Annotated in this window: 10 protein-coding genes and 2 tRNA genes; 7 read left to right on the plus strand and 5 right to left on the minus strand. The window is 40.1% G+C overall.

Going from position 1 to position 15,624, the window contains the following annotated elements; genetic code table 11:
- Window positions 1–290: 290 nt before the first annotated feature.
- Window positions 291–2,447: a catalase/peroxidase HPI gene (gene katG / locus ACH8JV_RS03845; RefSeq protein WP_396519802.1), complete on the plus strand. Its 2,157-nt coding sequence runs from the start codon at window positions 291–293 to the stop codon at window positions 2,445–2,447.
- Between the two features lie 68 nt (window positions 2,448–2,515).
- On the opposite strand, the gene ACH8JV_RS03850 is transcribed toward katG, so the two are convergent.
- Complete coding sequence (locus ACH8JV_RS03850; RefSeq protein WP_396519804.1) at window positions 2,516–3,568, minus strand: MBL fold metallo-hydrolase; 1,053 nt, start codon at window positions 3,566–3,568, stop codon at window positions 2,516–2,518.
- Between the two features lie 712 nt (window positions 3,569–4,280).
- On the opposite strand from ACH8JV_RS03850, the gene hcaR reads away from it, so the two are divergent.
- Window positions 4,281–5,180, plus strand: a complete 900-nt coding sequence (hcaR, locus tag ACH8JV_RS03855) for a DNA-binding transcriptional regulator HcaR (RefSeq protein ID WP_396519806.1) — start codon at window positions 4,281–4,283, stop codon at window positions 5,178–5,180.
- A 268-nt stretch (window positions 5,181–5,448) separates the two neighbouring features.
- A complete protein-coding gene (locus tag ACH8JV_RS03860) occupies window positions 5,449–6,126 on the plus strand; it encodes a DUF1345 domain-containing protein (protein ID WP_263612845.1) in 678 nt (225 codons plus the stop codon).
- Window positions 6,127–6,180: 54 nt separating this feature from the next.
- On the opposite strand, the gene ACH8JV_RS03865 is transcribed toward ACH8JV_RS03860, so the two are convergent.
- The 4 genes from ACH8JV_RS03865 to ACH8JV_RS03880 form a co-directional block, all read right to left on the minus strand.
- Window positions 6,181–6,786 carry a glutathione S-transferase family protein gene (locus tag ACH8JV_RS03865; RefSeq protein WP_396519808.1) on the minus strand — a complete coding sequence of 202 codons (606 nt, stop codon included), beginning with the start codon at window positions 6,784–6,786 and terminating at the stop codon, window positions 6,181–6,183.
- Window positions 6,787–6,834: 48 nt separating this feature from the next.
- Entirely contained in the window at window positions 6,835–7,530 is a 696-nt protein-coding gene (locus ACH8JV_RS03870; protein ID WP_263612844.1) for a YafY family protein, read from the minus strand.
- 70 nt (window positions 7,531–7,600) lie between these two features.
- Entirely contained in the window at window positions 7,601–8,275 is a 675-nt protein-coding gene (locus ACH8JV_RS03875) for an HAD-IA family hydrolase (protein WP_106465282.1), read from the minus strand.
- On the minus strand, window positions 8,272–9,204 hold the full coding sequence (locus ACH8JV_RS03880) for an RluA family pseudouridine synthase (protein ID WP_212511967.1): 933 nt from the start codon (window positions 9,202–9,204) through the stop codon (window positions 8,272–8,274). The genes ACH8JV_RS03875 and ACH8JV_RS03880 overlap by 4 nt, the downstream gene beginning before the upstream one ends.
- A gap of 722 nt (window positions 9,205–9,926) precedes the next feature.
- On the opposite strand from ACH8JV_RS03880, the gene ACH8JV_RS03885 reads away from it, so the two are divergent.
- The 4 genes from ACH8JV_RS03885 (at window position 9,927) to ACH8JV_RS03900 (ending at window position 15,590) form a co-directional block, all read left to right on the plus strand.
- Window positions 9,927–13,262: an Rne/Rng family ribonuclease gene (locus ACH8JV_RS03885; protein WP_396519810.1), complete on the plus strand. Its 3,336-nt coding sequence runs from the start codon at window positions 9,927–9,929 to the stop codon at window positions 13,260–13,262.
- A 192-nt stretch (window positions 13,263–13,454) separates the two neighbouring features.
- Window positions 13,455–15,296, plus strand: a complete 1,842-nt coding sequence (locus tag ACH8JV_RS03890) for a long-chain-acyl-CoA synthetase (protein ID WP_263612841.1) — start codon at window positions 13,455–13,457, stop codon at window positions 15,294–15,296.
- 120 nt (window positions 15,297–15,416) lie between these two features.
- Window positions 15,417–15,492: transfer RNA gene (locus ACH8JV_RS03895), tRNA-Lys, on the plus strand.
- Window positions 15,493–15,514: 22 nt separating this feature from the next.
- Window positions 15,515–15,590: transfer RNA gene (locus ACH8JV_RS03900), tRNA-Lys, on the plus strand.
- Window positions 15,591–15,624: the final 34 nt, after the last annotated feature.

Below are 15,624 nucleotides of genomic sequence, written 5' to 3' on the forward strand. Positions count from 1 at the left end.
AGGAGCTCATGCCATGCATCATTATTTGCAAAAGTCGAACCATTTTCCCACTTGTTTTTTAGCCTTCATGCAGTAAATTGAAGGAATAATAAACAAAGGAAACTCATGTATTGTTGAGTAAAAATGATGAGCTGACATAACAGTGAAAAATTTTAAAACGGTTTATCTCACCACTTGTTCTCTCATTCCTTTATTCGATATGCATCATTTTTTTAACCCAGAAGTCCAGGAAAATGAGCCTTCGGTTCCATTAAGAGCTCAAATAAATATTACCCAGAGAGAATATAATCATGTCAAACGAATCAAAATGTCCTTTTTCAGGTCATAACTCAAAACCGCAAGTCACAGTCGGTGGTGGCACGACTAATTTGCACTGGTGGCCAAATCAATTACGCGTTGACTTGCTCAATCAACACTCGGAACGCTCTAACCCACTTGGTAAAGATTTTAATTACCGCGAAGAATTTAAAAAAATTGACTACTACGCGCTCAAAGCCGATATCAAAAATGTATTAACCGATTCCCAAGATTGGTGGCCAGCCGATTGGGGAAATTACACAGGTTTATTTATTCGTTTAGCATGGCATGCTGCCGGTACTTATCGTATGGGTGATGGCCGTGGTGGTGCGGGTCGTGGTCAACAACGTTTTGCCCCTTTAAATAGCTGGCCTGACAATGCAAGTTTAGATAAAGCACGTCGTTTATTATGGCCAGTTAAACAAAAATACGGTCAAAAAATATCATGGGCAGATTTATTTATTCTTGCCGGAAACATTGCACTTGAGTCTTCTGGCTTCCGTACCTTTGGTTTTGGTGCAGGCCGTGAAGATGTGTGGGAACCAGACAACGATGTAAACTGGGGTGATGAAAAAGAATGGTTAGCTCATCGTAACTCTGAAGCATTGGCAGGCAGTAACCTTGCTGCAACCGAAATGGGTCTAATTTATGTGAACCCTGAAGGCCCAGAAGCTAGTGGTGACCCAAGATCAGCTGCGCCGTTTATTCGTGCGACTTTTGGCAACATGGCAATGGATGATGAAGAAATTGTTGCTTTGATTGCAGGCGGTCATACTTTAGGTAAAACTCATGGTGCAGCCTCTGCTGACCATGTTCATGCTGATCCAGAAGGAGCACCAATTGAGCAAATGGGCTTTGGCTGGTCAAATAGCTTTGGTACAGGTGTTGGTAAAGATGCGATTACTTCAGGTTTAGAAGTGATTTGGTCACAAACTCCAACACAATGGAGCAATCACTTCTTTGAAAACCTATTCAAATACGAGTGGGTACAAGAGCGTTCACCTGCTGGTGCAATTCAATGGGTAGCAGCAGATGCCGAAGCAATCATTCCTGATCCTTTCGACCCATCAGTTAAACGTAAGCCAACAATGCTGACTACAGATTTGACCTTACGTTTTGACCCTGAGTTTGAAAAGATCTCTCGTCGCTTCCATGACGACCCTCAAGCATTTGCAAATGCTTTTGCTCGTGCATGGTTCAAATTAACTCACCGCGATATGGGTCCAAAAGCGCGTTATTTAGGTCCTGAAGTCCCTGCTGAAGATTTAATTTGGCAAGACCCATTACCTGCTGCCAGCGCTATTCCATCTGCTGCAAGCATTGCTGATGCAAAAGCAAAAATCGCTGCATTAGGATTATCTGCTGGTGAGTTAGTTTCTCTTGGTTGGGCATCAGCATCAACATTCCGTGGTGGAGACAAACGCGGTGGTGCAAACGGTGCACGTATTGCTTTAGCTCCTCAACGTGGTTGGGAAGTAAATAAAAAAGCTGTTGAGACTTTAACTAAAATTGAAGAACTCAAAGCATCAACTCAATTGTCATTGGCTGACTTAATTGTGCTTGCAGCTAACGTTGGTGTAGAGCAAGCTGCTCAGGCGGCAGGTTTCAACGTTAGCGTACCATTCGCTCCTGGCCGCGTTGATGCATTACAAAGTCAAACCGATATTGAAACATTCCAATTACTACTCGGCGCTGCTGATGGCTTTAGAAACTGGAAGAAAGAAGGTATCAACACACCAGCTGAAATCTTATTGATTGATAAAGCTCAACAACTGACTTTGACTGCACCAGAGTTAACTGCATTAATTGGTGGTTTACGTGTACTGGGCACCAATTGGGATGGATCACAACATGGCGTATTCACTCAGCAAGTTGGTGTACTCAGCACAGATTTCTTTACTAACTTACTCGACATGTCGAATGTATGGGCACCTGTTGATTCAACAAGTGAAGTATTTGAAGGCAAAGACCGTAAGACCGGTGCAGTCAAATTTACTGCGACACGTAATGATTTAGTCTTTGGTTCGAACTCAATCTTACGTGCATTAGCAGAAGTTTATGCTCAAGCCGACGGTAAAGAAAAATTTGTTCAAGACTTTGTTGCAGCATGGACAAAAGTTATGAATCTTGACCGTTTTGACTTAGCTTAATTTTAGTCAAAATAATAAAAAGCCAGTTCAAATTGAACTGGCTTTTTTAATATAAAAATAATAGCGTTTTAGACAGTCAATTTATGCCCTTCTCGAATGCAATAAAAAGGATTAGCAAGTTTTGATGATGCTTTAATTGCTTGAGCTAACGCATGTTCAGGATCTTCCCGATCTTCATCTGTTAACTGAAAAGTTCGATAGTGAATCGCAACAGACCGATGCGCTTGTAAATCTAAATGTGCATGAACTGCATCTTGAGGATTCATATGAACATAGCTCATTAGTTTACGAGGTTCATAAGCTCCGATTGGAAGTAAGGCAACACGCGGTGCGCCATAACGTGCATATATCTGTTTGAAGTGCCCTGCATAGCCAGTGTCACCAGCAAAAAAACAATGTCCTGTTTTTGCTAAAACCGAAAAGCCGCCCCAAAGTGCTTTATTTTGATCACGTAAGCCCCGCCCCGAACCGTGTTGAGCAGGTGTATAAACAATTCTTAACTCGTGATAAGGAATTTCCTGCCACCAATCCATTTCAATAACATGGAACTCTTTAGGCAAGTAAAACCCGTTGCCAAGCCCTGTATAAATCGGCATAGCGAATTTTTTATGTAGCCATTCAAGCGTTGCTAAATCCATATGATCATAATGATTATGGCTGAGTAGAACCCCATGAATGGTTGGCAACTGTTCCAAAGCAAATCCCGCTGGACATACACGGCGCGGACCACGTCCATGCAGTGGACTCGCATAATCACACCAAACTGGGTCGGTAATAAAGTTATATGGACCAATTTGAATGAGTACAGTAGCGTGACCTACAAACCACACTTGCCAATCATCTAAATCCGCATGAGGACGATTCTGCGGTAAAGCAATTGGCGTATTAACACGTACCTCATACTCATTCTGAATATCGACGTTCCATGTATAAGATTCACGAGTCACTAACCAACGCAATAATTCTTTCGATCCTCGTGCAGGCGATCTAGGCTGCTGATTATAAAAGCGTGTGTCTTTTTCATGGCCCAATTCAGGATGACAAAAAGGCGGTTTTATCCATGTATGCGTCCAACAGGACTGAGTCGGCAATTGATAAGTTAATGTCGGCTTGTCTTTCATGGGCTTATTCTATGGCTGTAGCATCAGGAGGATGAATCATTCTGTTTTCTATCTTAGCGATTTAAATAAATTAAGCTATGACACTTACACTTATTTATCATATAAATATCCCTTTATTTTGTCGCCGCCGACATACATCAATCTAAAGTGCCACAAAAAAATGTTTAGATGTGTTGAGTTTGTGATTCGTTACTTACAGTTCTTATTAAAAGCTACTGTATAACATAACAATAGTATATAATAGGTAACCTATAACTGAGGGGTGAACTACTTTTATCTTAGTTAATCCATTATTTTTAAAGTTGCTTAAATTCATCAAATTTTATTGAACATAAATAAAATGAGAAAAACTAAAAAAATATAGAAATATAAGTATGATACATTTACTAAAAAAATACTCTAGACACATTTTTTGTTCGCAAAATCAGAGCCTCAACAATTGAATTAATTATTCTTTTTTCATAATATGAGAAAACTTTAAGTGATTTCCTAAAACTAATTAAAATTTATTACTAAAATTTAAAATAAATTTGATTGTGAAGGTAGATTAATATATTTTATAAATTAATAATTAAAAAATTTTTCATATTAAATTAATAATGATTTATAAATTTTCATTTATTTTATAAATATCTAAACCACCTTCACGCTATATAGTTTTATGCTTTATACTTTACTTAAATCATAGTAAGACATTTTTTGGATTAGTCTTATGGAATTACGCCATCTTCGATATTTCATCACTGTTGCTGAAGAATTAAATTTTAGTAAGGCCGCTCTCAAACTCTATACTGCTCAACCCTCTCTTAGTCAACAAATTAAAGATTTAGAAGAAGATGTCGGGGTACGGCTTTTAAACCGCACAAAACGTAAGGTCGAGTTAACAGAAGAAGGTGAAGTATTTTTAGAGCATGCCCGTTTAACGCTTGCTCAAGCAGATAAAGCGGTAGCAATGGCACGCCAAGTCTCAAAGGCGAAACAGCAATTATTACGTATTGGTTTCGTCCCCATTGCAGAAATGAAAATCTTCCCATACGTACTTCCAAATCTACGCTTACAACATCCTGACCTTACCATCGAGTTATCAAGTTTAAACAATACAGAGCAACTCAAAGCCCTAAAAAGAGGTGAGCTGGATATCACGTTTACCCGTGAAAATACTAAAACTGATGAAATACAAAGCCAATTTGTTTTAACAGAACCTTTAATTTTTTTATTACCAAGAAATCATCCACTCGCCAAATACGAACGTATTCCAGTAAAAGCTCTGCATGGTATTGATTTTATTATTCCTGCTGCTGAACAATCTAACACTCTACACAATACGATTTTGGAATTTACGAAAACCAATGGTATTGACCTCAATATAGTACAAAAGGCCGATAGTATTTTACTCAATATTAATTCTATTGGTTCAGGTCTAGGTTGTACGATTTTACCAGCTTATGTCGCACCACTAGGTGTTTCTAACACTGTAGTTCGTCCTTTAGATGTTGAATTACCATCTTTAGATTTATTTGTTAGCTATCGTAAAAATACAGAGTCTGTAGGTGTTAAAAAGTTTATTGATCAACTCAATAAAGTATTCCATCTCGACAAAAATCTAGATTAAGCACTATCGAGTAAATATATCTTTATTATTAAATAATAAATGGTCTAAAAAATCTAAATTAAAGTATGAAGTAAATTAAATTGAAATTTATTTGATACTTTTTATCGATTAATTAATTTGCAACAAGTTTTCTTATATTTTAGATTATCAATAAATATTAAAATAAAAAAGATAATCTAAGGTATAAAGCATATATAAAACTTAATGTTAAATTAACCAAACAGTAAAAAATAATATATTTACTATAAGCATAAGGAGCGTTGATTAAATGGTAGGACTATTACAGCACTTAGGACGTAGTATACAAAACCGCCCTCACTTCTTTATTGCTTTATTTGTTGGTTTTATTGCGGCGGGCTTACTGACATGGTTCACTTCATGGAAATGGTCTACCATTTTATTGGCAAGTTGGAATGGTGCCATCAGTTTGTATTTACTCCATGTTTGGAAACTGATGAAAAGTGCCGATCATTCACAAATGCAACAGCAAGCTAAAAAACAAGACGAAAGTAAATGGGTCATTATGCTCATTGTTTTACTTGCAATTTCTATGTGTCTGGTTGCTATTTTAGTACAGCTATCTCAGTTGCCCTCTGATCATTATGCAAAATTAGGACATGTCGCTTTGGCTTTGCTCACCATTGTTTCAGCATGGCTTTTTATGCATACCGTTTTTGCTCTACATTATGCTCACGATTTTTATATGGCTTTGTCCAGAAATGAAGAAAATGGTGGACTAGAGTTTCCGGGAACCAAAAATCCAACGTATCCCGACTTTTTGTATTTTAGTTATATTATTGGTACCTCAGCACAAACAGCAGATGTATCGGTCACCACCAGACATATGCGTTTGCTCAACTTATTTCATATCGTACTCGCATTTGGCTTTAACACGACCATTTTGGCGATTTGTATTAACGTGGCTGCTGGTTTTCTTACAAATTAAAGTCATTTGAAATTAAAAAGTCACCCATTTGGGTGACTTGTAAAAATATTCGGTTTACAGCAGTTGCCCCATAGTACTTTGTTTTAAACCTTCACGCTGCTTGATCGTTTCAACATAACGGGTAATGGCAGGATGTGATTCAATCACATTCATTTTTAATTGCCATAGCAGCATCGCCCCGACACTTACATCTGCTGCGGTGAACTGTTCACCACATAAATATGGATTTGCTTCACTTAATCCTTGAACCAAAGCTTGGTAAGCATCGTTGTAATCACCATAACCAACAAACATTTTTTGCTCAGGAGTTACTTGTATTCCTAAAGCTTTATCGACGCCAGCTGCTTCCCAAGGGCCTGCCATCATAAATAACCAGCGATAGTACAAACCACGCTTTGGATCATTCAAGGCTGGTGCTAAACCTTTGTCACTAAACTTGTCCGCTAGATATGCACAAATTGCCCCTAACTCATAAATAACGACATCGCCATCTACCAATACAGGTACCTTTCCAAAAGGATTAAGTTTTAAATATTCTGGTGATTTCATCTCAGTTCGGTATGCGACTTCAATACGCTCACATTCAACACCAAGCTCGACTAAAAGCCAGTCGATAACTACACCACGCGATTCTTTGTTAGTATAAAGTTTAAGGCTCATTTTTATGGCTCCTTGTTTATCGTGGTTCTAGTCTACAAGTATCTTTTGTCAGTTTTTGTCAGTAGTCCTTTGCGATTCTTGTGCCCACCACTGCTGGAACAGTTGCTGTTTAAATGATGGATATAACTCTTGGGTTAAACTCAAGTGTTGAATACGATCCATTCTAAAATGCCGAAAGTCCTGTCTTAGTTCACACCATGCAGCCAACACAATTTTGTCATTAAAATATCCCAAGGCAAAAGGCCACAAAGTTCGAACGCTACTTCGCTGTTGTTCATCATGATAATGCATCGAAATTTTGACTTGCTGCCGAATGGCTAAACGTATCTGTTCGACTTGTTTTTCATCTACAGGTAGCCATGTGTTAAATGCTCTTAAAGTCGTCTGCTGTAATAAATATTGACGATGCTCAGGCAAAACAGAATTTAATTTAGCTAAGATTGAGGTAGATGCCGATTGTAAAGATTGATCAGGTACACTCTTCAACCAATACAACGCCAAAAAAATAGCTTCAACTTCATTTTCATTGAGCGTCATTGGTGGCAATACAATATCTTCTTTAAGCTGAAACCCTAAACCTGCTGATGCATCGATTCTCACACCTTGTGCACGTAGACTATCAATATCTCGGTAAATACTACGAACACTAATTCCCATGCGTTCAGCCAAGACTTGGGCAGTAACTGGATAACGGAATTCACGGAGTTGTTGTAAAAGATTTAACAAACGAATAGAACGGCTCATTTTTCTCGTCTTATTGTTATTGGACATACAATAAGAGGGAATAAATTCCCCCTTCTTATATCATTCTAAATTACGCTACATCTGCTTTAGATAACTTTGCGTACTCTCTTAAAAAGTTATGCAACTCAGGTACATCTTTAGCAATCGTTAAAGGCTGGAACTGTTGTAGAACTTCGATCGAATGCACACCATAGCCAACACCAATACGTGGCATACCTAAACGCTGTGCCATCTCAAGGTCATAGCTACTATCGCCAATCATGACTGCACGCTCGACACTTACTCCAGTTACAGTCAATATTTCTTGCAACATGAGCGGATCTGGTTTTGAACGAGTTTCATTGGCTGCGCGAGTCACATCAAACAAATGAGTACTCTGTGTTTTTGCAATCACACGGTCTAAGCCACGGCGGTTTTTACCTGTCGCTACAGCAAGTTTTAAACCTTGGGCTTTTAAATCATGGAGTAGTTCAGAAATACCATCAAACCATGCATCACTTGTCGAGTTTGCAATATAGTGATCGCCATATGCTTTTAAAATCGATTCATGTAGCTCTGGCGCTTCCGGAAATAAAGTTTGCATCACTTCCGGTAAACCTAAACCGATAATACTTTTTGCAGCTTCATCAGTCAGAGTTAACTCATGCTGCTCTGCCGCATGCTGTAAACTTGCAACAATCTGACCAACAGAATTATATAAAGTACCATCCCAGTCAAAAATCACTAATTCGGTTTTCAGACTCATTTTGCTACTCTCAAAGCCTCTAATAACTGGGTCATGTCTTCTGGTAAAGGTGCTTCGATAGTCGGATAACCCGGAATATCTAAACGCATCGCATGTAAACACAAACGGCGTGCTTCAGGACCCGCATAAGCAGTGTTGTGACCATATTTATCATCACCCACTAATGGATGTCCAATACTTAGACCATGTACACGAATTTGATGAGTACGGCCTGATAGAGGTGACGCATGTACCAACGTGGCATTTTTAAAGCGTTCTGCAACCACCCATTCAGTTTTACTTGGCTTACCTTCTTTAGATACACGTACACGACGCTCGCCATTTGGTAACTCGTAACGGAATAAAGGCGCATCAATGAGTTGTTTATCAAGGCTCACCTGACCTTTTACAATGGCTGCATAAGTCTTACGAATTTTGTGTTCACGCAACATATCTTGTAGCAACTTTAAAGTGCTACGCTTTTTACTAATCATGACCAGACCAGATGTGTCACGGTCAATACGGTGAATCAATTCTAAATATTTTTTACCAGTCGCCGCACGCAGTGCCTCAATCAAACCATATGCCACACCACTACCACCATGTACGGCAATACCTGATGGTTTATTTACAACTAATAGTCCTTCATCTTCGTAAACTACACGGCTTAATAAACTTTGTGCCACACCGTCGCTTACAGGAACAGCCGTTTCATCTTTTTGTTCATAGCGAATAGGCGCAACGCGAATCTGGTCCCCAATTGCAAGTTTGGTCTCGGCTTTAATACGTTTTTTATTTACGCGAACCTGACCTTCACGAATCAAACGATAAATTCGACTCTTTGGTACACCCTTCAAACGTGAAAACAGGAAATTATCGATTCGTTGTCCTGCTTGATGCTCATCCACCTCAAACCAAGTGACACTTTGCCATTGCTGTGTAGAATTCATACTAATATTTAAACCTGAAATTTTACGAAATTTGATTAATAAATGACCGATTGGCTTAGTTTTTTCACAAGAAATCTAAGCTTAGCCCATAGGCAGATGCTGCAAGGTTTGATATAGTCAGCGCACGGATACCACCGTAAGTGAACATCTAAAGGGAAATTTCCCTGATTGAAACCTCAATCAAAATGATGCTTTCATCACCAGCTCGGACAGGTCCTAAAGAATTATGCCGACGCCGAAGGCTTATTATATCGGCAAAATGACAAACTGTTGCGTTTAATTCAGTTTGTTCAAAAAAATATGTTACCAACTCTAGTTGGTTATGGAACGTAAACTGATACACATCAGACAAATCGATCCTTAATGTTGCCTTCAGGCTAAAGCGTTGATGCATTGGAACTGCCGAAAGCACCGATACGATGAGCATTCCGTATCAAACTTCCAATAAAGAAGTCACTTCGCGCCCAATGACAGTGAAAGTCATTAACCAATGCACCGCTCACCCGCCAGTGAAGCAAAAGGGAATTCCGATTTAAAGGTTGAAGCAGTATTGCCTACATCACAGACGAGAATCGAAGCTAAGGCTAAATGTAGCCGGTAACAGATGACTCAGACCACAAGTATTTTGAGATCTGGGAAATGATCCGTCATGTTCGATGTTCGTTCAGAACCTTTAAGTTTGTTAGGTTTGTTTGTGTGAGTCACTATTAGGTGTCACACCCATGAAACGTATGTTGATTAATGCAACTCATGCCGAAGAAGTTCGCGTTGCACTTATCACTGGTAATCGTCTTTACGATTTTGATTTAGAGAATCGTACCCGAGAACAGAAAAAATCCAATATCTATAAAGGCCATGTCACCCGCGTAGAACCTTCATTAGAAGCTGTTTTTGTTGAATACGGCGCAGGTCGTCAAGGCTTCTTATCTATGCGTGAAATTGCGAATAGCTATTTTCAGGCAGACCCACGTCAAACTTCAAACATTCGTGAACTTATTACTGAAGGCACAGAGCTTTTAGTTCAGGTTGAAAAAGAAGAACGTGGTAATAAAGGTGCAGCCCTTTCTACTTTTATTTCTCTTGCAGGCCGTTATTTGGTTCTTATGCCAAACAACCCGAAAGGTGGTGGTATTAGCCGTCAAATTTCAGGTTCAGTGCGTGAAGAGTTAAAAGAAATCTTGGCATCGTTAAATGTACCTCGTGGTATGAGCGTTATTGTACGTACCGCTGGTATTGGCCGTACTCAAGAAGAATTACAGCTCGATTTACAACACTTGCTTGACCTTTGGGCACAAATTCAAAGTACAGCAAGTTCAGGCCCTTCTCCGATGCTTGTGCATCAGGAAGCTGGCGTTGTAACACGTGCGATTCGTGATTACTTACGTGATGACGTTGCTGAAATCTTAATTGATAGCGAACAAGCTTATAACGAAGCGTATAACTTTGTTAAAGCAGTCATGCCACGTCAATTAGACAAATTAAAAACTTATACTTTAAACGAGCCATTGTTCGCTCATTTTGGTATTGAAAGCCAAATTCAAACTGCTTACGAGCGTGAAGTAAAACTTCCTTCTGGTGGTTCAATCGTGATTGATCAGACTGAAGCTTTAGTTTCAATCGATATTAACTCTGCGAAATCAACTCGCGGACATGATGTTGAAGAAACTGCACTGAACACAAACCTTGAAGCAGCTGAAGAAATTGCTCGTCAACTTCGTCTTCGTGATATTGGCGGTTTAGTTGTCATCGACTTCATCGATATGACTAAAGAACGCAACCAACGTATGGTTGAAGCAAAACTGCGTGAAGCAACCCAAAGCGATCGTGCCCGCATCCAGTTCGGTCAGTTGTCTCGTTTTGGCTTAATGGAAATGAGCCGTCAACGCTTACGTCCATCGCTTGAAGAAGCAACAGGTTATGTATGCCCTCGCTGTCATGGTACAGGCATGGTTCGTGACCTACGTTCGCTTTCTCTTTCAATCATGCGTAAAGTTGAAGAGATTGCTCTTCGTGAACGTCATGGTGAAGTTCAAGTTGAAGTTCCAGTTGAAATTGCAGCCTTCTTGCTTAATGAAAAACGCCATAGTCTGGTGTATTTAGAGCAAACTTCTGGTGTACGCGTAACTGTATTACCGCACCCGCACTTAGAAACTCCACATTACGAAATTGCTTATAACCCAGATGGTTTTGCTCCATCTAGTTATGAACGTACTGAAGCAACTCGTTCGAGTGAGAAAGAGTTAGGTTATGAGTCTTCTGAATGGCATTTAGAAGAAGCAGATCATGGCCATGCTCATGTAACAGCTCCTGCTTCAAAAAATGGTTCTGCTCAGAAAAAGACAAGCCATGCAACTCAACCTGTAGCACAACAGCCTGCAGCTCAAAAAGCAGCAAGTCCTTGTGCATGGTTAGAAAACTTATTTGTTCAAAAACAAGCGCAAACTGTTGATCAATCTCGTTCAGCACAAAATGCAGCTGCTGCGATTGAGCAAATGGTAAATACTGGTGCTGTTAGCCGTGGTCAGTTCGGTCAAGTAGCCGTACCTGCTGTTGCAGAAGTTGCGCCAGTTCAAACAAATAACGCTTATATTTCACAGTCACCTGTGAAACAAGAAGTTCGTGAACATGTTGAAAAAGATGATAAATCTCAACAACAACGTCAGAACAACAAAAAGCGTAAACATAAAGAGCAACGTGAACAACATCATCAAGCTCATGAACAACAACACCAAGTTCATGAAGAAGTGGTTCAGTTGTCACGCCAAGAGCAACGTGAGTTAAAGCGTCAGCAAAAACGTCAACAACAGCAAGATCAGCAACATCAAAATAATGATGTACAACAAACTGAAAATGTTGTTCCACGTCGTGATCGTAATAATCAACAACGTCCAAACCGTCCAAATCGCCACCGCGATCCAAGCGTATTAAATGAAAATCAAAATACGCCGGCACCAGTTGTTGTTGATGAAAAACAAATTAAAGTTGATGTGATTGATGCGCCTAAGCTTGATGTCATGAACACTGCTTTAATTATCAATGTTGATCAAGGTCAAAGCGAAATTGTTGCGCTTACACCTGAACGTCAAGTTGAACATGTTGAGTCTGCTCCTGCTGAAGTTGCTCCAGAGCCAACACAAGCTCCTGCTGTAGAAGAGAAAGCTGTTGTTGCTGAAGCAAAAAATGAAGCTCAGCCAACTGAACAAGCTGCTCAGCCACAAATCCAACGTGCTAGCAATGACCCTCGTATGCGTCGTCGTCAGCAACGTGAGGCGAAACAAGCTAAAGCTGCTGTGCCATCTATTGCGCCATCGCAAATTCCAACTTTGGCACAGTACACAATTGGTAGCTTAATTCGTCATGTATATGGTGAAGACTGCACAGTATTGATTGAACAATTTGGTTTAGTACCAACGTTTAATCGTGCATTGCAGAAGTTTGCAGAACAGTACGCAAGTACCTTAGTAGTTGAAGTAACTTCTGAAACAGAAGAGAAAAAACCGGTAACTCGTGATGCAGAACTTCCAAGCCATAAACCAGCTGAAGAAGCAGAACCAGCACCAGTGCTTCCGCTTACTCCATCGCAAGCACCGACTCCACGTGTTGCAAATGACCCACGTGAACGTCGCCGTTTAGCAAAATTAGCTGCGGAGCAAGCATTTGAGCAAGTGAAACAACAACACTCTACTCAAGAAGAAGTAGCTGCGCCTGCTCCTGTAGTAGAAGAAACTGTTGTTGCTCCTGTTGCTGAAACACAAGCGCCTGTTGAATCAAAGCAACAACCGCTTGAGCTTGATCAGTCAACTGAAGTTGCACAGCCTGAAGCTGCTCCTGTAGAAGAAAAAACTACAGAAACAGTAGCTGAAGCTCCTGTAGCAAAAGAACCTACGCCATCAAAAGCAGCAAGCAAAGCGAAAGCAGCCGTTGATGAAACAGCAGCTCCAACTGAAGCGACAGCTGATGCTGAGTCAGAAGACGCTAAAGCCGACAAGGACAAACCAAGTCGCCCTCGTCGTCCTCGTGGCCGTCCGCCAAAAAAAGCTAATCCTGTAGCTGAGTAAGCCATTTGCTCAATTGCAGCTAATTTAAACAAACCTAGTCATTTCGATGACTAGGTTTTTTTTGTTATTTTTAACCAATTAGGTTGATTGCACTAGAAGAAAAGTTTTAAAAGCATGGTGAACCATGAAAACTATTGGACTTTTTGCCCACACAACCTTTTTTGGATTGATCGAAAAATAAATAGGATTGATATGAGCCAGACAACACAGACCGATATCATTACGCTTGGTGATGTTGCCACAAGACTTCCTAGCTTCATTCCCAAAGTACCCCATATCCTAAATGGTCTTAAACAGGCTTATTTAAGAACATCACATACTCCAACAGGTTTGGGTATTGCTTTTGAAAAAGCTGTTAAACGAAATCCGAAAGGCACAGCATTATTATTTGAAGATCAAAGTTATTCTTATGAAGCTTTAAATGAATGGGCAAACCAGATTTCCCATTACTACCTTTCCCTCGGAGCGCGTAAAGGGGACGTCATTGCTGTAATGATTGAAAACCGCTCTGAGCTAATCGCAACAATTGTTGGTTTAGCTAAAATTGGGGTGACCATTGCACTTGTGAATACTTCCCAAGTCGGTAAAGTTCTCGCTCATAGCATCAATCTAGTAAAACCAATTGCCGTTATTGCTGGTGAAGAAGTTCGAGCTGCTATTGATGAAATTCGCCAAGACTTAAATGTGCCTAAAGACCGTTTCCATTGGTTCGCAGATCAGGCAACTCGTCAAAACTCAGGTACAGCACCTCAAGGTTATGCGAATCTAGCTGAACAAATTGATCAATTTCCAAAATTTAACCCATCGACTACTCGTTCTGTGACGGGTAATGATGGTCTGTTCTATATCTACACCTCTGGTACAACAGGTTTACCAAAGGCTGTTATTTTCAAGCATAGTCGCTGGACATTAGCGTATGGCACTTATGGCCACATCTTAAACTTAGGCCCAGATGACGTTATGTACGTTACCTTACCGCTTTACCATGCAACAGGTGTGGTGGTTTGCTGGTGTGGTGTCATCGCAGGAAGTGCAACACTTGCAATTCGACGTAAATATTCAACCAGCGCATTCTGGAAAGATGTTCAAAAATTTAATGCGTCTGCAATTGGTTATGTTGGCGAACTTTGTCGCTACTTAATGGATGCTCCTGTTACCGAACTAGACCGTAACCACCGTGTCACCAAAATGATCGGTAATGGTATGCGCCCAAATATTTGGGACAAGTTCAAACAACGTTTCGGTGTTAAAGAAGTTCTTGAACTGTATGCATCGAGCGAAGGTAACGTTGGATTTAGCAATATTTTCAACTTTGACAACACAGTTGGCTTCTCTCCTACACCATATGCCATTGTTCAGTTCGATAAAGAGAAAAATGAACCAATCCGCGACAAAAACGGCTGGTGTCAAAAAGTTAAAGCAGGTGAAGTAGGTCTATTAATTGGCAAAATTACTAGTCGCTCTCCATTTGACGGTTATACAGACCCTGAAAAGAACAAATCAGTGATTTGGAAAGATGTGTTCAAAAAAGGCGACTCTTATTTCAACACTGGTGATTTAGTTCGAGATATTGGTTTCCGTCATGCTCAGTTTGTGGACCGTCTAGGCGATACTTTCCGCTGGAAAGGTGAAAATGTATCGACTACTGAAGTGGAAAACATGGTATGTGAATACGAAAAAATTGCTGAAGCTGTTGTTTATGGTGTAGAAATTCCAAATACCAATGGCCGTGCTGGTATGGCAGCCATCACGCTGGCAGATGGTGAAGAGCTAAATGATGCAGATTTAACCGAAATGGTATCTGTATTTAAGAAGTGTTTGCCTGCTTATGCTGTACCGGTGTTTTTACGTGTACAAAAAAAGGTCGAAACAACAGGTACTTTTAAATATCAGAAGAATAAACTGAAAGAAGATGCGTTTAATCCAAGCAAAACTTCTGAACGTTTACTCGCTTTATTGCCTGGTGCAAGCAGTTACTGCGACATCACAACTGAAATTTTTGACAATATTCAGGCATATAAATACCGTTTTTAGTTCATTTTTTAGCTAAACAAGAGGAAATCGTGCTTTTTATAGGCAATCATGCAAATGTTTTTAAATTTCCTCTTGTGTTAGTTGAATAACTTGCTAAAATACGCGACATCAAAACGATACGGGTCGTTAGCTCAGTTGGTAGAGCAGCGGACTTTTAATCCGTTGGTCCCGCGTTCGAGTCGCGGACGACCCACCACTTATCTGTTTTGAACCTATTTGGGTCGTTAGCTCAGTTGGTAGAGCAGCGGACTTTTAATCCGTTGGTCCCGCGTTCGAGTCGCGGACGACCCACCAAATTCTAAAAAGCCTCTCACAATTTGAGAGGCTT

Source organism: Acinetobacter sp. ABJ_C5_2, from assembly GCF_044538485.1.
Lineage (GTDB): Bacteria > Pseudomonadota > Gammaproteobacteria > Pseudomonadales > Moraxellaceae > Acinetobacter > Acinetobacter nosocomialis_A.

Coding starts and splice junctions, on each gene's coding strand:
- katG (WP_396519802.1), top strand. CDS start 291: ATGTCAAACGAATCAAAATGTCCTTTTTCAGGTCATAACTCAAAACCG.
- ACH8JV_RS03850 (WP_396519804.1), bottom strand. CDS start 3,568: ATGAAAGACAAGCCGACATTAACTTATCAATTGCCGACTCAGTCCTGT.
- hcaR (WP_396519806.1), top strand. CDS start 4,281: ATGGAATTACGCCATCTTCGATATTTCATCACTGTTGCTGAAGAATTA.
- ACH8JV_RS03860 (WP_263612845.1), top strand. CDS start 5,449: ATGGTAGGACTATTACAGCACTTAGGACGTAGTATACAAAACCGCCCT.
- ACH8JV_RS03865 (WP_396519808.1), bottom strand. CDS start 6,786: ATGAGCCTTAAACTTTATACTAACAAAGAATCGCGTGGTGTAGTTATC.
- ACH8JV_RS03870 (WP_263612844.1), bottom strand. CDS start 7,530: ATGAGCCGTTCTATTCGTTTGTTAAATCTTTTACAACAACTCCGTGAA.
- ACH8JV_RS03875 (WP_106465282.1), bottom strand. CDS start 8,275: ATGAGTCTGAAAACCGAATTAGTGATTTTTGACTGGGATGGTACTTTA.
- ACH8JV_RS03880 (WP_212511967.1), bottom strand. CDS start 9,204: ATGAATTCTACACAGCAATGGCAAAGTGTCACTTGGTTTGAGGTGGAT.
- ACH8JV_RS03885 (WP_396519810.1), top strand. CDS start 9,927: ATGAAACGTATGTTGATTAATGCAACTCATGCCGAAGAAGTTCGCGTT.
- ACH8JV_RS03890 (WP_263612841.1), top strand. CDS start 13,455: ATGAGCCAGACAACACAGACCGATATCATTACGCTTGGTGATGTTGCC.